The organism is Methylobacterium sp. Leaf104 (assembly GCF_001422885.1).
GTDB lineage: Bacteria > Pseudomonadota > Alphaproteobacteria > Rhizobiales > Beijerinckiaceae > Methylobacterium.
This window is the reverse complement of record NZ_LMMZ01000002.1, coordinates 1-19,055: the sequence shown is the minus strand read 5'-3', so window position 1 is coordinate 19,055 and position 19,055 is coordinate 1. Positions and strand designations below refer to the sequence as shown.

Annotated in this window: 19 protein-coding genes and 1 pseudogene; 4 read left to right on the top strand and 16 right to left on the bottom strand. The window is 70.6% G+C overall.

What is annotated here, in order from left to right; genetic code table 11:
• Positions 1-9: 9 nt before the first annotated feature.
• Both ASF49_RS03980 and xth read right to left on the bottom strand, forming a co-directional pair.
• Positions 10-1,257, bottom strand: a complete 1,248-nt coding sequence (locus ASF49_RS03980) for a DUF3419 family protein (RefSeq protein ID WP_056468157.1) — start codon at positions 1,255-1,257, stop codon at positions 10-12.
• 76 nt (positions 1,258-1,333) lie between these two features.
• Positions 1,334-2,143 carry an exodeoxyribonuclease III gene (gene xth / locus ASF49_RS03975; protein ID WP_056468154.1) on the bottom strand — a complete coding sequence of 270 codons (810 nt, stop codon included), beginning with the start codon at positions 2,141-2,143 and terminating at the stop codon, positions 1,334-1,336.
• A gap of 160 nt (positions 2,144-2,303) precedes the next feature.
• Here xth and ASF49_RS03970 point away from each other — a divergent pair, with 160 nt between their 5' ends.
• Entirely contained in the window at positions 2,304-3,056 is a 753-nt protein-coding gene (locus ASF49_RS03970) for a lysophospholipid acyltransferase family protein (RefSeq protein ID WP_056468152.1), read from the top strand.
• A 10-nt stretch (positions 3,057-3,066) separates the two neighbouring features.
• Here ASF49_RS03970 and tatC read toward each other — a convergent pair whose 3' ends face one another.
• From tatC to argS, 6 genes are all read right to left on the bottom strand, one after another.
• A complete protein-coding gene (tatC, locus tag ASF49_RS03965; protein ID WP_056468149.1) occupies positions 3,067-3,867 on the bottom strand; it encodes a twin-arginine translocase subunit TatC in 801 nt (266 codons plus the stop codon).
• The gene (gene tatB, locus ASF49_RS03960) at positions 3,864-4,439 is read right to left on the bottom strand and encodes a Sec-independent protein translocase protein TatB (RefSeq protein ID WP_056468146.1); all 576 of its coding nucleotides are present in this window, start codon (positions 4,437-4,439) and stop codon (positions 3,864-3,866) included. The genes tatC and tatB overlap by 4 nt, the downstream gene beginning before the upstream one ends.
• Before the next feature lie 117 nt (positions 4,440-4,556).
• On the bottom strand, positions 4,557-4,814 hold the full coding sequence (locus tag ASF49_RS03955) for a twin-arginine translocase TatA/TatE family subunit (protein ID WP_056468142.1): 258 nt from the start codon (positions 4,812-4,814) through the stop codon (positions 4,557-4,559).
• A 239-nt stretch (positions 4,815-5,053) separates the two neighbouring features.
• Positions 5,054-6,061 carry a beta-N-acetylhexosaminidase gene (gene nagZ / locus ASF49_RS03950; RefSeq protein WP_056468139.1) on the bottom strand — a complete coding sequence of 336 codons (1,008 nt, stop codon included), beginning with the start codon at positions 6,059-6,061 and terminating at the stop codon, positions 5,054-5,056.
• 250 nt (positions 6,062-6,311) lie between these two features.
• A complete protein-coding gene (locus ASF49_RS03945; protein ID WP_056468136.1) occupies positions 6,312-7,778 on the bottom strand; it encodes an SPOR domain-containing protein in 1,467 nt (488 codons plus the stop codon).
• Between the two features lie 30 nt (positions 7,779-7,808).
• A complete protein-coding gene (gene argS / locus ASF49_RS03940) occupies positions 7,809-9,557 on the bottom strand; it encodes an arginine--tRNA ligase (protein WP_056468133.1) in 1,749 nt (582 codons plus the stop codon).
• Between the two features lie 333 nt (positions 9,558-9,890).
• Here argS and ASF49_RS03935 point away from each other — a divergent pair, with 333 nt between their 5' ends.
• Together ASF49_RS03935 and ASF49_RS03930 are read left to right on the top strand one after the other, a co-directional pair.
• Entirely contained in the window at positions 9,891-10,517 is a 627-nt protein-coding gene (locus ASF49_RS03935; RefSeq protein ID WP_082510833.1) for a transglutaminase-like cysteine peptidase, read from the top strand.
• A gap of 199 nt (positions 10,518-10,716) precedes the next feature.
• The gene (locus ASF49_RS03930) at positions 10,717-11,403 is read left to right on the top strand and encodes a transglutaminase-like cysteine peptidase (protein ID WP_056468128.1); all 687 of its coding nucleotides are present in this window, start codon (positions 10,717-10,719) and stop codon (positions 11,401-11,403) included.
• Positions 11,404-11,512: 109 nt separating this feature from the next.
• Here the strand turns inward: ASF49_RS03930 and ASF49_RS03925 are convergent, their stop codons facing one another.
• The 8 genes from ASF49_RS03925 to ASF49_RS03890 all read right to left on the bottom strand — a co-directional run bounded on the left by ASF49_RS03925 (position 11,513) and on the right by ASF49_RS03890 (position 18,656).
• The gene (locus ASF49_RS03925; protein WP_056468125.1) at positions 11,513-11,842 is read right to left on the bottom strand and encodes a DUF6949 family protein; all 330 of its coding nucleotides are present in this window, start codon (positions 11,840-11,842) and stop codon (positions 11,513-11,515) included.
• Between the two features lie 141 nt (positions 11,843-11,983).
• Positions 11,984-12,196 (bottom strand): DUF3126 family protein, encoded by a 213-nt coding sequence (locus ASF49_RS03920; protein ID WP_055950709.1) that lies wholly within the window; start codon positions 12,194-12,196, stop codon positions 11,984-11,986.
• A gap of 193 nt (positions 12,197-12,389) precedes the next feature.
• Positions 12,390-13,247 (bottom strand): serine O-acetyltransferase, encoded by an 858-nt coding sequence (gene cysE, locus ASF49_RS03915; protein WP_056468122.1) that lies wholly within the window; start codon positions 13,245-13,247, stop codon positions 12,390-12,392.
• A gap of 240 nt (positions 13,248-13,487) precedes the next feature.
• On the bottom strand, positions 13,488-14,414 hold the full coding sequence (locus ASF49_RS03910; RefSeq protein WP_272481489.1) for a helix-turn-helix transcriptional regulator: 927 nt from the start codon (positions 14,412-14,414) through the stop codon (positions 13,488-13,490).
• Positions 14,415-14,740: 326 nt separating this feature from the next.
• On the bottom strand, positions 14,741-15,625 hold the full coding sequence (locus ASF49_RS03905) for a transglycosylase SLT domain-containing protein (protein WP_056468119.1): 885 nt from the start codon (positions 15,623-15,625) through the stop codon (positions 14,741-14,743).
• Between the two features lie 213 nt (positions 15,626-15,838).
• Positions 15,839-16,666 (bottom strand): Cof-type HAD-IIB family hydrolase, encoded by an 828-nt coding sequence (locus ASF49_RS03900; protein WP_056468625.1) that lies wholly within the window; start codon positions 16,664-16,666, stop codon positions 15,839-15,841.
• A 16-nt stretch (positions 16,667-16,682) separates the two neighbouring features.
• Positions 16,683-17,237, bottom strand: coding sequence for a gluconokinase (locus ASF49_RS03895; protein WP_056468111.1), 555 nt, complete (start codon positions 17,235-17,237; stop codon positions 16,683-16,685).
• Positions 17,238-17,354: 117 nt separating this feature from the next.
• On the bottom strand, positions 17,355-18,656 hold the full coding sequence (locus tag ASF49_RS03890) for a hypothetical protein (RefSeq protein WP_056468105.1): 1,302 nt from the start codon (positions 18,654-18,656) through the stop codon (positions 17,355-17,357).
• A 242-nt stretch (positions 18,657-18,898) separates the two neighbouring features.
• Here ASF49_RS03890 and ASF49_RS24360 point away from each other — a divergent pair.
• Positions 18,899-19,055 (top strand): annotated as a pseudogene (locus ASF49_RS24360) (polysaccharide biosynthesis/export family protein); the annotation flags it as partial.

Here is a 19,055-nt window from a genome sequence, read left to right as displayed (position 1 = left end):
CGGCGTCGCTCACGCGGCACGCAGGCGGTAGAGATGGAAGCCGCCGTAGATGGCCGAGCGGTCGCGGGCCTGTCCCGCGCGGCTCTCGGCCTCGGCATAATCCCAGGCGTCCAGGATCCCGTCCGGCACCCGGCCCGGCAGACAGCGCTCGTCGGCGGCCGTGCGGAAGATGACCCGGGCGCCCGGCCGGGCGGTGCGGGTGATCTCGGTCCACAGGGCGGTCAGGTCGGCGTCGCTCATCCAGTCCTGCGCGTCGAGGAGCACGTAGGCATCCGCACTCCGGTCGGGGCTGGCGGCCAGGAACGCCGTCATCGATTGCTGGCGATAGCTCACGCGTCCGGCCCGGGCCCGCAGGGTCTCGAAGTGGCGTGGCTGGAGGTAGGGCGGCAGGGCGGCGTCGGAGCCCGGCGCGTAGCCGCGCCCGAAGGCCTGCCAGGCGAAGTAGTTGTCGGCGAGGTCGAAGTCGCAGGCGAGGCGCTCCAGGCGGTGGCGCAGCACGTCGACCATGCCGCCCGGGTGGTCCTTGGCGAGGATGCGGTACTGGGCCGGAGGGATCCCGAGGCCGTAGAGGGAGGCCGGGCGCCGGATCAGCCAGCGCACGAGGCGCTTCTCGAACAGCGGCGCCACATCGGCATCGAATAGGGTCCGCTGCTCGGCCCGGTCGCGGGCCTTGAGAACGGCGGAAAGATCGCAGCCGTAGAGCCGCGCCAGCCGGTGCCCGGTTCCGATGAAGCGTCCGAGAAGGCCGTGCCGGAAGACGTTCTCCGAGAAGGCCGCGATGCGCCGGTGTCCATCGAGGCGCCGGGCCTCCCAGTACGCTCGCGCGGAGGCGTCGAGATGCGGTGCGATCCGCGCATCGTAGGCGGCGATGTTGTCGGTCGTGTCGGCGCGCCCGAAGAAGCGCAGATAGGCTGCTGAATCCGGCAACCGGGTCAGGGCCGCGAGCTTCAGGCGCCCGAGGGCGATATGCGCCCCGTTGAGGTCGACCGCGCTGATCCGTGCCGGACCGGCGGTGAGATAGGAGAGGACGTTGCAGCTGCCCGACGCGATCGCGACGACGTGGTCCTCCGGTCCCAGCGCCAGGGCCTCCAGGTCGACCGCCGGATCCTCCCAGATCTGGGGATAGACCAGCCCGCTGAAGGCCAGGGTGAAGAGCCGTTCGGACAGGCCGGCGCGGGACAGGGCGCGGCTGCGATGCACGGCCTGGGTCAGGCCGAGGCTGGTTTCGCGGCGGACCGCCCGTGCTGCGGGGTTCATGCGGGCTCTCGGGCTGTCCATCGGGGATGATGGACGCCGCCCCTACGCCTCGCGCATGACCGGCCGGTGACAGCCCTCAGAGTTCCAGGGTCAGCGTCACCGGCGCGTGGTCGGAGGGGCGCTCCCAGCCGCGCGCGTAGCGGGCCACGGTGACGTCGCGGACCGTACCGGCGAGGTCGGAAGAGACCCAGGCATGGTCGAGGCGGCGCCCCTTGTTGGCGGCGGCCCAGTCTGGGGAGCGGTAGCTCCACCACGTGTAGATCTTCTCCGGCTCCGGCACGAGCAGGCGGGCGGCGTCGACCCAGCCCGCCTCGCCCCGCAGGGTCTCGAGGCGCTCGGTCTCGACGGGGGTGTGGCTCACCACGTCGAGGAGCTGCTTGTGCGACCAGACGTCGTGTTCGAGCGGCGCCACGTTGAGGTCGCCCACTAGGATCGCCGGTCCCGTGACCCGCCGCCCGCCCCAGGCGCGCAGTTCGTCGAGGAAGTCGAGCTTGTGCGCGAATTTCGGGTTGAGGCCGCGGTCGGGCACGTCGCCGCCGGCCGGCACGTAGAAATCGTGCAGCACGATTCCGGCCGCCTTCCCTGCCTCCGGCCCCAGCACCGCCGAGATGTGGCGGGCGTCCTGGCGTTCGCAGAACGCCATCACGTCGCGCGTGAGGAGGGGAAAGCGCGAGAGGATCGCGACGCCGTTGTAGCCCTTCTGGCCGGCGAACACGACGTGCTCGTAGCCTGAGCCGCGCAGGGCCTTGAGGGGGAACGCGTCATCCGGGCACTTCGTCTCCTGCAGGCAGAGCACGTCGGGCTGCGCCTCGGCGAGGAAGCGCAGGACCGAGTCGATGCGCAGGCGCACCGAGTTGATGTTCCAAGTGGTGACGGTGAGGCGCACGGCGTTCGGCTCGCGTGAAACTGGAAAATGTTTAAAGGATCGTGCGCGCGTCGGCGCGGCGGGCCGGCATAGACCGGATCGCCGCGCCCGTCGCCGGGAAATGCTGCGCTGGGGGGTCGCGATCCGTGCGGACCCTGGGCGAGATCGAGGGATCGTCACCGTGTCGCGCATCCGTTCCGCGCTCTTCAACGCCTACTGGGCCGGCTGGACCGCCCTGTTCATCGTACCGCTGGCGGTGCTCGCCCTGCTGGGCGCGCCCGCGCGACCCATCCGCGCCTTCACCCGCCTGTGGTCGCGCGGCATCCTGTTCGGCCTCGCCCGCATCGTCGGGCTCACCTACGTCGAGGAGGGACGTGCCCGCATCCCGGCCGAGCCCTGCCTCATCGTGGCCAACCACCAGTCGGCCTGGGAGACCCTGGCCTTCCTCGTGCTGGTGCCGAACGTCGCCATCGTGGCCAAGCGCGAGCTGGTGGCGATCCCCATCGTCGGCTGGTTCCTGCGCCGCTCGCCGATGATCATCATCGACCGGGCCAACGGCACACAGGCCCTGCGGGTGATGATCGACGAGAGCCGCGCGGCGATCGCGCAGGGGCGCTCGGTGCTGATGTTTCCGGAAGGCACTCGCGGCGGCATCGCCGAGCCGGTCCAGTTCAAGCGCGGGGTCGAGCTGCTCTATGCCAAGCTCGGCCTCTCCGTGCTGCCGGTGGCGGTGAATTCCGGCCTGTATTGGCCCCATGGCGGCGCCCGCCACCGGCCCGGCGCCGTCACGGTGAGCTACCTGCCTCCCCTGCCCCCGGGCCTGAGCGGTGCCGAGTTCATGCGCGGGACGCAAGGTGCGATCGACGCCGAGCTGAATCGCTGGCGTGACCCCGCTGCGCCGGTGGCCCCGGCGCTGCGGGTCGAGGCCTCGTAGGGGCCGGGTCCTACGCGTCGAGCCCCTCGGCCTTGCGCTGGGCGGCCCGGCGGCGCTCGACGCGGGCCACCGAGAAGATCGAGGCCTCGTAGAGCAGCAGCATCGGGATCGCGAGGGAGAGCTGCGAGATCACGTCCGGGGGCGTCAGCACGGCGGCGGCGACGAAGACGAGGACGATGGCGTAGCGGCGCTTCTCGCGAAGGAACGCCGTGTCGATCACACCGATCTGCCCGAGCAGGGTCAGGATCACCGGCAACTGGAAGGCGATGCCGAAGGCGAAGATCAGCGTCATAATGAGCGAGAGGTACTCGTCCACCTTCGGCAGGAGGGCGATCGTCGCCTCGCCCGGTTGCCCGATCTGCTGCAGCGAGACCGAGAACTGGATCAGCAGCGGCATCGCCAGGAAGAACACCACCAGGGCGCCGAGGATGAAGAAGATCGGCGTGGCGATGAGATACGGCAGGAAGGCCTGGCGCTCGTTGCGATAGAGGCCCGGGGCCACGAAGGCGTAGATCTGGGTCGCGATGACCGGGAAGGCCAGGAAGCCGGCTCCGAACACGCTGAGCTTGATGTTGGTGAACACCTGCTCGAGGAAATGCGTCGCGATCAGCTTGGCGTTCTCGACGCCCACCACGGAGACGTAGGGGTAGACGAGAATGTTGTAGATGTGCCGCGAGAAGAAGAAGCACCCGAAGAACATCACCACGAAGGCGGCCAGCGACTTGATCAGCCGCGACCGCAATTCGATGAGATGGTCGAGGAGCGGGGCCCGCGAGGCTTCGATCTCGGCTTCGTCAGTCTCGTTGATCATCGGCCGGAATCAAGCTGGGGTTTGGCCGGCGTCTCGGGACGAGGCGACGCGGTGGGAATCGGGTCGGCGGGGGCGACCGGGGGTTCGGCCGTCCAGGCATGGGTCGCCGGTGCGGGAGCGTCCGGCACCGGGCGCGGCGGCAGGTCGGGCAGCGATTCCACCGGGCCGGCCGCGTGCGCGTCGTGCGCGGGCGGAGCCTGGATCGTGTTGTCCCGCTCGGCCAGCCGATCGGCCACGTTGGCGAGACCTTGGGCCGGCGAGGGCGTGGTCTTCGTCTCGACCCGGCCGTCGACCGCGCCCTTCAACTCGTCGCGAATGGTCTGCACCGGGTTGAAGGTCGGTCCCATCGTGCTCGCCGAGCGCTTGACCCCGTCCACCTCGCGGCGAATCTCGTCGAACTCCGCCTCGCGGATCGCCTCGTTGAACTGCGACTGGAACTCGCCGGCCATGCGGCGCATCTTGCCCGTGATCTGGCCGACCGTGCGCAGGGCCTTCGGCAGATCCTTCGGGCCGATGACGATGAGGGCGACGCCGCCGATCAGCATCACCTCGCCCCAACTCATGTCAAACATGGTGTCGACTGTCCCGCGACCGTGCGCCGCCCATCAACGGCGCGCTGCCCATGGCAGGTCGCGGCGCCGTGCGCCAGACCTACGATCGGCCGCAGCGCCCCATTCTCGTGTGGCGGATCAGACGACCTTGCGGTCGGCCGACACCGTGTTGGCGGTGGCGGGCTCGCCCTGGTGGGGCAGCGTGCGCACCGGCTCGCCTGCGCTCGGCGGCGGCACGGCCGTGGTGGTCGGCGCCTCGTCCTCGGCCATCCCCTTCTTGAAGGCCTTGATGCCCTTGGCGACGTCGCCCATCAGGTCCGAGATCTTCCCGCGGCCGAACAGCAGCATCACGATGCCGGCGACGATGATCCAGTGCCAGATACTCATGCTGCCCATGGCAACCTCCCGCGCCGCAACCAGAACACTGCGCGGCGCCGTCTCGTGTGTCGATTGAGGGCGAACCTAAGGATCGGGCACCCCGAGCACAAGAAGTGCCGGTGACGCGCTCCGTTCCGATCGCCGCATCGCGGGCATGCAAGTTCCGGCCCGCCGCCGGTTCATAGACCAGTCCCGCGCCCTTGTCGCCCGATCCGGCGCTGGCGTTCAGGCGGCCAAGAGCTCAGGCGGCCAAGAGCTCAGGCGGCCAGGGACAGGGCGGCCTCGAAGCGAGCGCGGGCCTCGTGAACGTCGAAGGCGTCCGGCTCGGCGGGCAGGCGGGCCAGGGCGGCTTCGGCCCGGCGCAGGGCCGCGCCGGCCAGGACAGGCGCCCCCTCGGCGACGCCGCGCATCTCGTCCGGGTCGCCGTTGCAGTGCAGTCCGACATCGATCCCGGCGGCGAAGCACGCCTCGGTGCGGGCGCGGAACGTCCCCTGGAGAGCGTGCATCGAGAGGTCGTCGGTCATCAGAAGGCCGTCGAAGCCGATAGTGCCTCGGATGATGTCACGGATCACGATGGCCGACTGCGTCGCCGGATGGGCCGGGTCGAGGGCGGTCAGGACGACGTGGGCGCTCATGGCCATCGGCAGGTCGGCGAGCGCCCGGAACGGCACGAAGTCCTGGCCGCTCAGGGTGGCGAGGTCCGCCTCGACCACGGGCAGACCTTTGTGACTGTCGCAGCCGGCGCGGCCGTGGCCGGGGATGTGCTTCATCACCGGCAGAACCCCGCCCTGCATCAGGCCCTCGGCGACGGCCCGGCCGATCTCGGCCACCCGATCGGGTGCTGTGGCGTAGGCGCGATCGCCGATCACGTCGTGGGCGCCGGCCACCGGCACGTCGAGGACGGGGGCGCAGTCGACGTTGATGCCGACGCTGGCGAGGTCGTGGGCCATCAGCCGGGCTCCGAGACGCGCGATGGTCGCGGCCGAGCCGTTGAGGCCGCCGAAGCGGCGACCCGCCGGATAGGCCGGCCAGTGGGGCGGTCCCATGCGCTGTACCCGGCCGCCCTCCTGGTCGATGAGGATCGGGACGTCCGTGTGGCCCACCGTGGCCCGCAGCGCGTCGGTGAGCGCCCGGACCTCGTCGGGCGTGCCGATGTTGCGCTTGAACAGGATGAAGCCCCAGGGCGCCACGTCCCGGAAAAAGGCGGCCTCCTGCGCCGAGAGGGTCTTGCCGGCGCAACCGAGGATCAGGGCACGGGAGGTCATAATCGGGGACGCGTCCTCGGAGGGGTGAGCCGGCGCGGCGGGGCGGGGGTCGAGACAGGTTTGCCGCCGAATCGACCCGATGCCTACCGCAGCAGGATGGGGCCGGACGACATCGAACGGAATGGGACGCGTACGGGAACGCGGGCACGTGGCGCCGTGGTCACAGGGCGATCCGCCTCCGAACGCGTCCAATCGGTCTGCCGGCGGCGTGACCGGGCGGCCGGAGGCTCCCGGTCTCTGTTGCCGGACCTCAGTTCTTGGCCACGAAGCACTGGCCGCCGGCGCCCTGGAGCTGGGTGCAGAGGCTGGCCGCCTCGGCCTTGCCGAGGGGGCCGACGCGGACGCGGTAGATCGTCTTGCCGTTCACCTCGGCCTGACGGATCAGGGCGGGCTGTCCGGAGAGCTGGCTGTACTTGCCCTGCATCTGACGGAAGGCGGCCTGGGCTTCGCTCTCGCTGGTACGAACGCCGAGCTGGACGGCGTAGCCGCCAGCACCGCCGGACGCTGCGGCGGCGGGCGCCGCCGTCACGGGCGGCGGCGCGGCGATGGCGGATGTCGCCTCGGGTGCCACGGCGGCGACGCGCTGCGGCGCCTTGACGCGCGGAGCCGGGGCCGGGGCTGGCTCCTGCGGAGTCGCAGCAGGCGTCTCGGCCACCGGAATCGTCGCCACGGGCGGCGGCAGCCGACTCGCGCGCTGGCGCAGGGACGGGCTGGCCGTGGCGCCATCGCCGGATGCACCCGGCAGGGTCATGGTCGGAATCACCGAGGTCGGCGTCGCCGTCGCCTCGGCGGAGGCCTCGCGCTGCGGCGGGGGCGGCGGGGTGTCGGGCTTGACCGAGACCGTGCGGACCCGGCGAGGCTCACCGAGGGAATCGGCAAGACCGCCCTGCTGGGCAGGCGCGGGCGCGGCCGTCGGCGCGGCACTGCCGGGGGTCGCCCCACCCTCGCCGCTCCCGAGGGCCGCACGGGCGGCCTGGGCCACGTCGAGAGGCTGCTCCTCGCGATTGACGATCCGGATCTGGCCGTCCTTGGCTGCGCGTTCGTAGATCTGCTTGTTCTGGTCGGGAATCTCGACGCCGTCGGATTTCTGAGGCGCGATCTTCAGGGGCGCGGTGTCGGCCAGGATCGTGGGGACGCCGCCGCCGGTGCCGGAATGGCCGTGCAGGCCGCGCCAGGCCAGGGCGCCGGTGACGCAGAGAGCGAGGACGCTGAGGCCGGCACCCACCGATACGAGGCGGCTGCGCTTGCGCGGCCGTTCGAGGGGGCGGACGCGGTCGTCGGCGTCGTTGGGGGCGAATTCGGCCGCGTTCGGATCCGGATACCCGCTCTGTGTGTCGGCATAGGCGCCGTTGTCGACGGATGCGAGGTATTGGTCGAAGGCGTCTGTGGGCGAGACCGGGTGCGGGGCGGCCTGATGGGCCGGTGCCTGGGCATAGGACTGGGTTCGGGCCTGGGCCGGCGCATCGACGAAACTCGGCTCGATACGGCCGCGCGCGGCTGCATCGGTCCGTGCATCGCGGGCCTGGAGCAGGGCCCGGAACGGATCGTCCTGTCCGACGATGCGGGCGAGTTCAGCCAGGGGGTCGGCCTTGGCCGCGCCCGGAGCCTGTACCGGAGCGGGAGCCTGGGCAGGAACCGGGGCCGGCGCCTGAGGCTGCTGCAGATCCCGCGCAAAGGCGTCGAAATCGACCGTCGCCCGCGAAGCGTTCGTCGTCATGGCAGCATCCCTCTTCACGCCGAGATCACCTCACCGCATTTCGTCCGGCGCGGTGACGCCCAACACCGCGAGGCCGGAGGCGACGACGCCTCGCAGAGCCTCAACGAGGGCCAATCGGGCCCGTGTGGAGTTTCGGTCGTCAGGATTAATAAACCGTAATTGCGGCAAGTCTTTGCCTTTGTTCCACAAACCATGCAGCGACGAGGCCAATTCGTAGAGGTAGAACGCCACCCGGTGCGGTTCATGCGCGGTCGCCGCTGCCTCGATGACGCGGGGATATTGCGCGACGAGTCGCATGACCTCGACTTCGCTCGGGTCGGTGAGCAGCGACAGGTCCGCCTCGCCGAGCAGGCTGGCACGGGAGAAGTCCTCGTCCGGCATCGCTTGCGCGGCCTGGCGGAACACCGAGACGCACCGTGCATGGGCATACTGCACGTAGAAGACCGGGTTCTCCTTCGACTGCTCCACCACCTTGGCGAGGTCGAAATCGAGAGTGGCGTCGTTCTTCCGGTAGAGCATCATGAAGCGCACGGGATCGCGCCCGACCTCGTCGACGACCTCGCGCAGGGTGATGAACTCGCCGGCGCGCTTCGACATCTTCACGGGCTCACCCGCGCGCAGCAGCCGTACGAGCTGGCACAGCTTCACGTCGAGGGTGGCGCGGCCGTCGCTGACCGCCTTCACGGCGGCCTGCATGCGCTTCACGTAGCCGCCGTGATCGGCACCGAGCACGTCGATGAGGTCGGTGGCGCCGCGGGCGATCTTGGTCCGGTGATACGCGATGTCGGAAGCGAAGTAGGTGAAGGAGCCGTCCGACTTGAGCAGCGGTCGGTCGACGTCGTCGCCGAATTCCACCGTGCGGAACAGGGTCTGCTCGCGGTCCTCCCAGTCGTCGGGCAACTGGCCCTTGGGCGGCGGCAGGCGCCCTTCGTAGACGAGGCCCTTCCCGCGAAGCTCCGCCAGCAGGGCCGGCACCTCCGCCTTGAGAGTGGCTTCGGAGAAGAAGACGTCGTGATGGATGCCGAGACGTGCGAGGTCGTCCCGGATCAGGTCCATCATCGCCGCGATGGCGAAGGCCCGCACCGTGGGGAGCCATTCGGCCTCGGGCTGGTCGAGGAGGGCGCGCCCGTGGATCTCGGCCAGCCGGGTGCCCACCGGCACGAGGTAGTCGCCCGGATAGAGCCCCTCCGGTACCGGGCCGACGGGCTCGCCCAGGGCCTCGCGGTAGCGCAGGAAGGCCGAGCGGGCGAGCACGTCGACCTGGGCGCCGGCATCGTTGATGTAGTACTCGCGCGTCACGTCGCGCCCGGCCGCCACGAGCAGGTTGGCCAGGGCGTCGCCGAACACCGCGCCGCGCCCGTGGCCCACATGCATCGGGCCGGTGGGGTTGGCCGAGACGTACTCGATATTGACCCGTCCCCCCGCCATGGCGCCGCGCCCGTAGGCTTCGCCCTCGGCGAGCGCCGCCCGGACGACGCCGTGGAAGGTGCCCGGGGCCAGCCGGAGGTTGATGAAGCCGGGGCCGGCGACGCTCGCCTCCGCCACGTCCGGGTCCGCGCGCAGGGCTGCGGCCAAGGTCTCGCCCAGGGCCTTCGGATTGGTCTTCGCCTCCTTGGCCAGCACCAGCGCGGCGTTGGTGGCGAGGTCGCCGTGGCTCGCATCGCGCGGCGGCTCCACCACAACGCGGGCGAGGTCGAGCCCCTCGGGCAGCCGTCCGGATTGGATGAGGGCCTGCACGGCGCCGCGCACGCGGGCCTCGAAGGTGGCGAAGATGTTCATGGTGCCGTAAAATTCCGTGTCCGGGGCTCGGCGGGGACATCCGTCCCGCGGGGAACGCTCCGCCCCCTCGCCCAGGCCGCGGCATAGCAAGGGCGCTCCCGGGTGTCACGGCGGACCCGCCCGCCCCGCTTCGCGAAGACCTTCTCTCCGAGCACGGTTACCGGCCCGTTGGCGTGATCGCGCCGTTTCGCGACATCGCCGAGACGACCCATTCGGCCTGCCGCGCGAGAGCCGCGATCCTGCCCGCGGATCGATAAAATTGCGCGGATCGATTTCAGCGCGGAACAGGTCCCGGAGCGGCACCCTGGCGGCATAGGACGTGAGGACGCCGCCATGGACCGGACGAAGACGATTGCGCTGATCCTGCTCGCGGTACTCGCCGCGCTGACGACCGGCGCGTCGCAGGCCCAGACCCTGGCCGCCCTGCCCACACCGACTCCCGCGGCGTTGACGCTGGCCGAGGCCCGGCCGCTGCCGGCCTGGGCCGCCTTCTGCCAGCGCTATGCCGCAGAATGCGCGATCGACGCCAACGAGCCGAACCGCATCGCCCTCACCCCGGCGAACTGGAACACCATCTTGTCGGTCAACCGTCGGGTGAACAAGTCCCTCGTCGCCGTCACCGACCAGGAGCACTGGGGCGTGCCGGACCGCTGGGATCTCGCCGAGGACGGCTCGGGCGATTGCGAAGATTACCAGCTCCTCAAGCGCAAGCTCCTGGCCGAGGCCGGCCTGCCGCGCCGGGCGATGCGGATGACGGTCGTGATCGACGAGAAGGGCGAGGGGCACGCCGTCCTGACCCTGGTGACCGATCGCGGCGACTTTATCCTCGACAACAAGACCACCGAGGTCCTGGCCTGGTACCGGACCGGCTACGTCTTCATCAAGCGCGAGTCGGCCGATACGGTGGCATGGGTCTCGCTTGGCGGAGTCACCTCGCCCGTCACCACCGCCAACCGCTGAGGGCGCAGGGGGATCGGGCTCGCGCGCGCCGGCTGTGCGGAGAGCGAGGTGCGAGACAGAAACATCGTTTCGTGTTGCAGAGCCGGTGTGGAACCAATGCCCGCGCCCACGCGTTAACGCGGGTTTAACTTTCCGATTGAGCCTGGATCGTTCCCGTGTAAACCTTGTCGCTCTACCAGGGAATGGCAGGGCGACCGGCATGCGGCACGCGATACTGCGAAGCGTCGAGGGACTGCCGCACGGGGAGCGCGGCCCCTTCTGGCGACGCCTCGCCCGCACCGCGCAGCTCGGTCTCGTCGGTACCATCCTGCTGATCGGCGGTGCCAGCACCGAGGCTCAGACCGTGGCCGCCCTGCCCGATGCCCCGGCGCTCGAGGAAGGTGTCCCGGCTCGACCCGTCGCCGCCTGGACGGCCTTCTGCGCCCGGATGCCCGGAGAGTGCACGGTCGATACGACGCAGCCTGCCGTCATCACCCTGACGCCGCGCATCCGCGACCTCCTCAGCCGCGTCAATCGTCGGGTCAACGCCCGGATCAAGCCGATCACCGACTTGGCTCACTGGGGCGTGGTCGATCGCTGGGACTATCCCGACGACGGCTTCGGCGACTGCGAGGATTATCAGCTCCTGAAGCGCCGAATGCTGGTGGAGCGCGGCCTGCCGCGTCGCGCCCTGCGCATGACCGTGGTCATCGACGAGATCGGTGAGGGACACGCGGTGCTGATGGTCCGGACCGATCGCGGGGACCTGATCCTCGACAACAAGACCAACGCGGTCCTGTCCGGCCCGCGCACCGGCTACACCTTCATCAAGCGTGAGGGCCAGGACGGTCTCGCCTGGGTCACCTTGAACGGCGGCGCCTCGCCGGTCGCCACCGCGAACCGCTGAAAGCGGCGCGTCAGGGCGAGGCCCATAGCAGGGCTGCCCCGGGCACGGCCTTCTGGCCGTGTCGATCCGGCGACTTGGTGCGCTCCCTCTCCAGAGGCGCGAAGGCCTCTCAGACGCCCGCGATCATGTGGGCGAGGTCGAGGGCGACGCGGCCCGACATCAGGCTCCAGCCGCAAGCGATCATCGTGGCAATCATCACGAACGGGATCGGGCGGCGCTCCAGCCGGCGTCCGCGCACGGTGTTGCGCAGGATGATAAAGGGCGCACCGAAGGCCAGCATCGGCAGAGCCGCCACGGCCGTGACGCCGCCGCGCTCGAGCAGGCTGAAGCTCGCGCGGCGCTCCGTGAACAGCTCGAAGGCGCTGGCGAGAAGGCCCGAGAGGGCGAGGCCGACGCAGAGTGTCTGCAGGGAGTCGAGGGCCGAGGGGCTGAGTGTCATGACGCGTACGCTCCACCATCGAGAGGCGATGTGATGCGCAGTGTGCCGCGTCGTTTACGAAACGTTAAGGGTTTCCTGCCGTCAGGGTTAAATCCGCGCACAGGCTGGTGCGGCCGGACGACCCCGCGGCAGGGGGAGCCCTCAATCCTCGAGGTCGATGTCCAGGATCGCCATGGCGAAGTTGAACGAGCGGTCGCCGTCCTCGTCGTCCACCGAGACCACCCCGAGGAACTCCTCGCCGATATAGACCTCGGCCGAATCGTCCTTCTTCGGACGGGGAACGAGGCGGATGTTGGTGTTGGCGAAGGTCCGGCGGAGGTAGTCCTGCACCTTCACAATGTCGGTCTTGTTCACGCTGATCGCCTCTCGCGTTCGGGTCGGTCGGGGCCTCCGGCTCATGGCCGGTCGCGCGGGGCGGCCCCGAGGGCATCTGAGTCCGGGCGGACCGCGTTGGCGGCCAGGGCCGGGCTGGTCCCCGCTTGCCACGCCGTCGGGGCATGGGCAAGCCGGGTCCCTGCCTCGGCTGCCCGGCGAGGCAGGGTCCGCCTCAGATGCCCTCGGCCATGTGGATGAACTGGTCCATGGCGACCAACTGGTCCATGGCCCGCGAGGGTTCGGCACAGCCGGCGGTGCCGACCACGCGGGCGGGCACGCCGACCACGGTCGTGTTGGCCGGCACCGGGCGCAGCACCACCGAGCCGGCGGCAATGCGGGCGCAAGCCCCCACCTCGATGTTGCCCAGGATCTTGGCGCCGGCGCCGATCATCACGCCGTGGCGGATCTTCGGGTGGCGGTCGCTGCCCTGCTTGCCGGTGCCTCCGAGGGTGACGGCGTGGAGGATCGACACGTCGTCCTCGATCACCGCCGTCGAGCCGACCACGAGGCCGGTGGCGTGGTCGAGGAAGATGCCGCGTCCGATCCGGGCCTGCGGGTGGATGTCGGTCTGGAACACCTCCGACGACCGGCTCTGCAGGTAGAGAGCGAGGTCGCGTCGCCCGGCCGCCCAGTACCAGTGCGCGAGGCGGTGGGCCTGGATGGCGTGGAAGCCCTTGAAGTACAGCACCGGCTCGATCGCCCGGCTGGTGGCCGGGTCGCGGTCGAGCACGGCGGCGATGTCGGCGCGGAAATCCTGGCCGAGGCTCGGCTCGGCGGTGATCGCCTCGAAGAAGCCGTGGGCGATGAGCTCGGCCGGCAGCGAGGCGTGGCCGAGCCGGGCCGCGACCCGGTGCGCCACCGCGCCCTCAAGGGAAGGATGGTTGAGAATCGTCGCCACGATGAAGGAGGCGAGCTGCGGCTCCTCGCGGACGATGGCCTCGGCCTCGGTCCGCAGGCGTGCCCAGATCGGATCGCACACGGCCAGCGGCTCGGAGCCTTTCGCGGCGATGGGGAAGGGGCTGGCGGACATCGGGTCCTCCTCTGGACCGGGCTCGTCGCGGCGGGCCGGAGTATACCGCGAGTCGACGCGCAGGTCGCGCCGCGCCGGCGGGATTCTGCTCTCGCTCCGCGGCGCTCCGGGATGGTTGTGCCTGTGGTGGTCGGGTCCGGCAGAAGAGACCGGTGCCGGACCGCTCCTCCCTTAGCTTGGTGTGCATCGCACAGTCGATCAAGTCCGTGCGGGTCCGGCGGACAGGACGCGCCCGAACGTTCAGGCGCTGCGGCGGTGATCGAGGGTGCCGAATCGCGCCTCGATGGCTTCGGCGAGGCGGTCGACCATCACGTCCACCGGCACGTCGGAGGTGTCGACCACGGACGAGGCGCGGGCGTAGAGGGGTTCGCGGCTGGCGAGCACGGCCCGCAGTTCCTGCATCGCCGAGGGGTGGTCGCCGGTGGTGGTGAGCTCGCCCTGGTCGCGCACCCGCTGCATGTGCTCCTCGGGCCGGGCCCGGAGCCAGATCGTGAAGAAGGCCTGGAGCAGCAGGTCGTAGGTCAGCGGCTCGGCGACGATGCCGCCGCTGGTGGCGAGCACCAGGGGACCGGGATGCTCGGTGAGGCGGCGCAGGGCCGCCTGCTCCAGGCGGCGGTAGCCCTCCTGGCCGTAGATCGCGAAGATCTCCTTCACCGAGAGCGCGTTCTCGCGCTCGATCTCGGCGTTGAGCTCGACGAAGGTCCAGCCCAGGCGGTCGGCGACCCGGCGGCCGAGGGTCGACTTGCCGGCGCCGCGCAGGCCGATCACCGCGACGCGGGGCTGCGGCGCCTCGCCGCTCGCCGAGGATTGGCCCGACAGGATGCCCTTGGCCAGGGCGATCTGCTCCGGCGAGGCATTGCCGAGGAGGTCCCGGATCACGTGCCAGTCCGGCAGCGTCTCCTGGCCGGCGATCAGGTCGTCGAGGCGCACGCCCATGGCGTTGGCGACCCGGCGCAGCAGGATGATCGAGACGTTGCCCTGCCCGCTCTCGAGCTGCGCGATGTAGCGCTCGGACAGACCGGAGGTCTGCGAGAGGAGCTTTCGCGACAGGCCCCGCACGGTCCGGGCATGACGAACCCGCCGGCCGAGATCAGCCAGGAAGGTCGATTCTTGTTCTACCGCGCCGGCCATGCCGTCGTCCGTTTCCTCGGTTCGCGTTCGGCCCAAGGGGACCGTGCGCAGGTGGCTACATCAGGGTGCCGATTCCGGAACTATGACCACGGGTGTGGAAATATTGTGCCCGGATTCGGCACTTCGGTGAGGTCGAAAAGCAACAACGCGGTATCCGGTGTCGGGACAGCGCTTCCGGGTCGTTGCGATGATCATGCCGAAACGGGCCGGAGCCCGTCACTTCGCATTGCACCATGTGAGGCGAGGCGCGCTCCGACGCAAGCGGTTCGGGGGCCGGAACGGGGGAAACTCGGAGAATCGGGCGAAGGTTGTCTCGGCCGGATGCGCGTCCGTGCCGGGATGGATGGGGGGCCGGGCGCCGCCTACTGCGCGGCCGGCAGGGCCGAGGCCTCGAGCACGGTGCCGGCCACCGGCGCCTTCTTGGCGACGGCCGGACGCCCCGCGGCGGCGAGCGCCGGAGCCGACGGGCGGCGGGGCGGCAGCGGCACCTCGATCGTCTCCGTGAAGGCGGCCTCGACCTGCGCGCCGGCCGGAGTCATCGCCGGAACGATGCCGGGATGGGGGCTGATGGCGGCCGGGGACGTGGCGTCGGCGGGCGCCAGGGCGGCGATTTCCACGGTGGCGAGGCCCGCGAGGGAGGCGGGACGTCGCGGCGGCAGCGGCACCTCGACCGTCTCGGTCGGGACGCCGTTGGCGGCGGGGCTCGGCGCGTAGGCGAGCGCGGTGTTGGCGGCGATGACGGCGGGGCTGTCGGCGCGGGCGAAGGCGCTGGCGAAGGCCTCGCCGGATTTCGGCGTTCCGAGGTCGTCGGGGACGCTGGTCTCGATGCCGAGGCGCTTGGCGGCGTAGTAGTAGCCCCGGTTGTAGAAAGCGTAGGCCTGGGCGATGTCGCCCTTGGCGGCCCGGTAGGCGCCGGCGAGGTAGGCGATCCCGTAGCGCAGGTTCACCCGCGGATCGAACAGGCCGGCCGCATCCCCCTGGTAGCCGAGGCCCTTCGCGGTGGCGTGCTTGATCTGCATGAGCCCGAGGGCGCTGCCGCCCTTGGCGTTCGGGTTGTAGTTGCTCTCGCGCTTCACGACCTGGTGGACGAAGCTCAACGGCACCCCGTTGGCCTTGGCCTGCTGCTCGATCAGCGCATCGATGTTGTCCCGCGCCGCCGTGCCCTGGGCCAGGGCCGCGCCGGGCGGGAGCATCCCGCACGGCAGGGCGACCGCGGCGACGGCGAGGAGCAGGAAGCGCTGGTTCATCGGAGACCCGGATCGTCCTTGTTCTTGGACGGTCAAGGTCCGGGCGAATTGAGGCCGGAAAGCGGCTCGGACGGGCCGAGCGTGGCCGTTTCCCCATGTGCTGTGTCGCACATGGCACAGTCGGCGCGCCCGTGTCCGGATTGTGTCCGCCGCGATTCGCCAATGTTGCCAAGGACCTCACGGATTCGCGAGGCTGCCGGCGCGGCAAGCGCGTCAGCGCCGCAAAATGAATTCGTCGACGGCTTTCGCGAAGCCGTCCGCATCGTTCGTGGACGTGACGGCCCGTGCCGCCGCCTGGACAGCCGGCGCCGCGTTGCCCATCGCCACCGAGAATCCGCTGCGGGCGAACATCGGGACGTCGTTGGCGGCGTCGCCGAGGGTCGCGATCCGCGAGCGGTCGAGGCCGAGGTGCCGGCTCATGGCATCCACGAAGGCGGCCTTGCCGGAGCCGGGCGGCGTCACGTCGAGATAATAGGCCTGTGACCGGTGGACGTCGGCCCGACCCGTCAGCGCCGCGGCGATCTCGGTCTCGCACGCCTCCAGATGCGCCGCATCGGCGCTGACGCCCACGATCTTGGCGGCTTCCCCGAGGAGGGGCGCGAGGTCCGCGACCACGTTCGGCTCGGCCTGCAGGGTCCGACGCTCGAGGTCGGTGTAGGCGCCGTGCGGATCGGTGAGATTCCACTGCCCGCGCGCGAACACCCAGGTGTCGAGGCCGGCCTCGGTGAAGCGCCGCACGGCCTCGCGGGCGGCCTCGGCCGGGATCAGCGTCTCCGACAGGATGGTGAAGTCGGGCGCGACCAGGGTGCTGCCGTTGTAGGCCCCCATCGGCAGGGTCAGGCCGAGCTCGGCCGCCAGGGACCTCAGCCCCACGGGCGGGCGGCTCGACGCGATGGTGAAGGCGATCCCCGCCGCCGCCAGCCGCCGCACGGCCGCGCGGGTCGCCGGCGTCAGGGCCTTGTCCGTGGTCACCAGGGTACCGTCCACGTCCGAGATCACCAGGGCGATGTCGGCGGGCGTCGAATCGGGAGGCAGGGGCATGGAATCCGGCTGGGTCTCAGGGCTGCGGGGCACCCTCCCCCAATCCCAACCGGGCCAGGATCGTTGCGACGATGGCCTCGGGCGCCCCGTCGATGCCCACCGCCACGGCGTTCTCCTCCGGCCCCGGCGGCTCCAGGATCGCGAACTGGGTGTCGAGGAGACCCGCGGGCATGAAATGCCCCTGCCGGCGCGCGAGGCGCCCCTCGATCACGGCGCGGTCGCCCTCCAGGTAGACGATCCGCACCCCGGCGCGGCCACGCACCAGCACGTCCCGATAGGCCCGGCGCAGGGCCGAGCAGACCACCACGCCGGATGCGCGCCGCTGCAGCTGCGTATCGATCCAGGCCCCGATCGCCGCGAGCCAGGGCGCGCGGTCGTCGTCGTCGAGGGGATGTCCGGCCCGCATCTTGGCCACGTGCTCGGGGGTGTGAAAGCTGTCGCCGTCGACGAAATCCCAGCCGAGGCGCTCGGCGAGGCGGGACGCCACGGTGCTCTTGCCCGAGCCCGAGACGCCCATCACCACGAGGACCATGGGCGCGCGGCCCGGCGCCGGGTTCTGGCCTGACGACATCGTGCGTTCCTCTCCCGGCGTCCGCATCGGACCGACCCGGCATCATGTACCGATCGGGCCAGGCCGGCCCGATGCCGTGCGCAGGCATGCCCCGCGGGTGCCGTCCTGCCTCGACCCTCAGGAGGCGAGCGCCCTGTCCGGGCAGGGGCCGAGCGGATCGGGCACGGGCAGGATGGGGTCGAGGGCCCGCTCGCGCAGGCGCTGGGGCCCGAGGGTCATCGCGAAGAAGTCGTAGTACCCGCGCCGGTCGTTGGCGAGGAGGAACTGGAAGTGCATCCGGAACGGCCGCCAGCGCACCTTGCGGTAGGTCTCGGTGCTGATGATCTCGCGGAACCGGGCCGAGCGCACCAGGGGGTTGGCGACCGGCAGGCCCTGCAGGTCGAGGTCGAGATGCACCACCGGGTTGAAGCCGGGAAAGTTCATCCAGTCCTGGGGCGCCTGGAAGTCGACCCAGACGAGGCGCTGCGAGGTCACGAGGCTCGCGATCTCGCGGCGCAGGCCCCGCGCCGTGCCCTGCATCGCCACCAGGGGAAGTCCGGACCCGAGGGTGACCAGGGCGAGCGTGGACGGGCCGGTGCCGAGGCCGGGGTCGCGGGCGAGCACCCGGGCGGCCACCTCGACGGCGCTCAGGCCCCCCGAGGAGTGACCGAGGATCATGATCTCGTCGGGGGGATCGCTGGCCGCCGACAAGGCGGCGCAGCGGGCGAGCACATGGTCGGCGAAGGCTTCCAGCCGGCCTTCGTAGTCGGGCCGACGCCCCTGGCCGTGCTGCCAGTTGAAGACCCAGTCGTTCAGGAGCTGCCAGAAGAACACCCGGTTGAGGAGAGCCTCCATCGCCTTGATCCAGGCGAGCCCGATGAGGAGGCCCGCCGGAAGCGTGGCCCAGAGCGGCCATCCGAGGCTGTGGCCGAACGCCGTCCCGAGATGGGCGTGCACGAAGGCCGCGATGGCCAGGGTGCACAGGGCGAGGAGCAGGACCATCACCAGCGGGTAGAGGATGACGTTGCCGTATTTCCAGTTCAGCCGGTAGAATCGCAGCAGCAGGCCGGTGACGATGGACTGGAGCGTGCCCACGACCAGCAGGGCGACGCTGATCGGGCGGCGGCGGCGGAAATCCGCGCGGACGATGTCGTCCCACAGGAGGACGTCGTAGGTGGTCTCGGCCCCGCGCGTCTCGGCTTGGGCCGAAACGCGCCAGCTCTGCACCAGTCCGTCCGCACTCAGCGTCGCCCCGGAGACGGTGCGCTTGGGCTCGCCGAAGCGTTTGGCGTGGCGGGCCAGCTCGCGCACGAACAGCATCCGGTAGCGGCTGCAGCCCTCCGGATCGTAGCCCGGAAGATAGAAGACGTGCCGTCGCGCGACCGACCCCGGAACGCCCTGGGCTAATCCGGGTGGCGTGTAGTCGAACGACGATGTCATCGAATGCGGTTCTGCCGAAACCAGGTTTATGCAAATTCAATCGGGGCGCCCGGACGAGAACGCATATCGCAGGATTCCTTTCAAGCATCTTCCGGAACACGTTTCGTCCGGTGAAAGGCGTGGGTAGCGGGGATGGCCATCGGGCGTCGGCCGCTCGCCGTCGGACTGTGACCCCACCGCCACGGACAGCGCCCCGGCGATGGTCTAGGCAGCCCATGAGAGAAACCGACAGGCGATCCCGCATGCGCGCACTGCCTCTGGCCCTCTGCACCGTTCTGGGCACCGCCCTGACGGTGTCGGGCTGCTCGTCGCTGCTTCCTGCGGCCGGCCCGACGACGGGTGCGGTTGTGGAGGGGGCCGACATCTCGACGAGCGAGGGCACGTTCGCGCGCTACGAGA

Bases quoted from the DNA above. Each gene is read 5' to 3' on its own strand.
- ASF49_RS03980 (WP_056468157.1), bottom strand. From the start codon at position 1,257: ATGAACCCCGCAGCACGGGCGGTCCGCCGCGAAACCAGCCTCGGCCTG.
- tatC (WP_056468149.1), bottom strand. From the start codon at position 3,867: ATGATCAACGAGACTGACGAAGCCGAGATCGAAGCCTCGCGGGCCCCG.
- tatB (WP_056468146.1), bottom strand. From the start codon at position 4,439: ATGTTTGACATGAGTTGGGGCGAGGTGATGCTGATCGGCGGCGTCGCC.
- ASF49_RS03955 (WP_056468142.1), bottom strand. From the start codon at position 4,814: ATGGGCAGCATGAGTATCTGGCACTGGATCATCGTCGCCGGCATCGTG.
- nagZ (WP_056468139.1), bottom strand. From the start codon at position 6,061: ATGACCTCCCGTGCCCTGATCCTCGGTTGCGCCGGCAAGACCCTCTCG.
- ASF49_RS03945 (WP_056468136.1), bottom strand. From the start codon at position 7,778: ATGACGACGAACGCTTCGCGGGCGACGGTCGATTTCGACGCCTTTGCG.
- argS (WP_056468133.1), bottom strand. From the start codon at position 9,557: ATGAACATCTTCGCCACCTTCGAGGCCCGCGTGCGCGGCGCCGTGCAG.
- ASF49_RS03935 (WP_082510833.1), top strand. From the start codon at position 9,891: ATGGACCGGACGAAGACGATTGCGCTGATCCTGCTCGCGGTACTCGCC.
- ASF49_RS03930 (WP_056468128.1), top strand. From the start codon at position 10,717: ATGCGGCACGCGATACTGCGAAGCGTCGAGGGACTGCCGCACGGGGAG.
- ASF49_RS03925 (WP_056468125.1), bottom strand. From the start codon at position 11,842: ATGACACTCAGCCCCTCGGCCCTCGACTCCCTGCAGACACTCTGCGTC.
- cysE (WP_056468122.1), bottom strand. From the start codon at position 13,247: ATGTCCGCCAGCCCCTTCCCCATCGCCGCGAAAGGCTCCGAGCCGCTG.
- ASF49_RS03905 (WP_056468119.1), bottom strand. From the start codon at position 15,625: ATGAACCAGCGCTTCCTGCTCCTCGCCGTCGCCGCGGTCGCCCTGCCG.
- ASF49_RS03900 (WP_056468625.1), bottom strand. From the start codon at position 16,666: ATGCCCCTGCCTCCCGATTCGACGCCCGCCGACATCGCCCTGGTGATC.
- ASF49_RS03895 (WP_056468111.1), bottom strand. From the start codon at position 17,237: ATGTCGTCAGGCCAGAACCCGGCGCCGGGCCGCGCGCCCATGGTCCTC.
- ASF49_RS03890 (WP_056468105.1), bottom strand. From the start codon at position 18,656: ATGACATCGTCGTTCGACTACACGCCACCCGGATTAGCCCAGGGCGTT.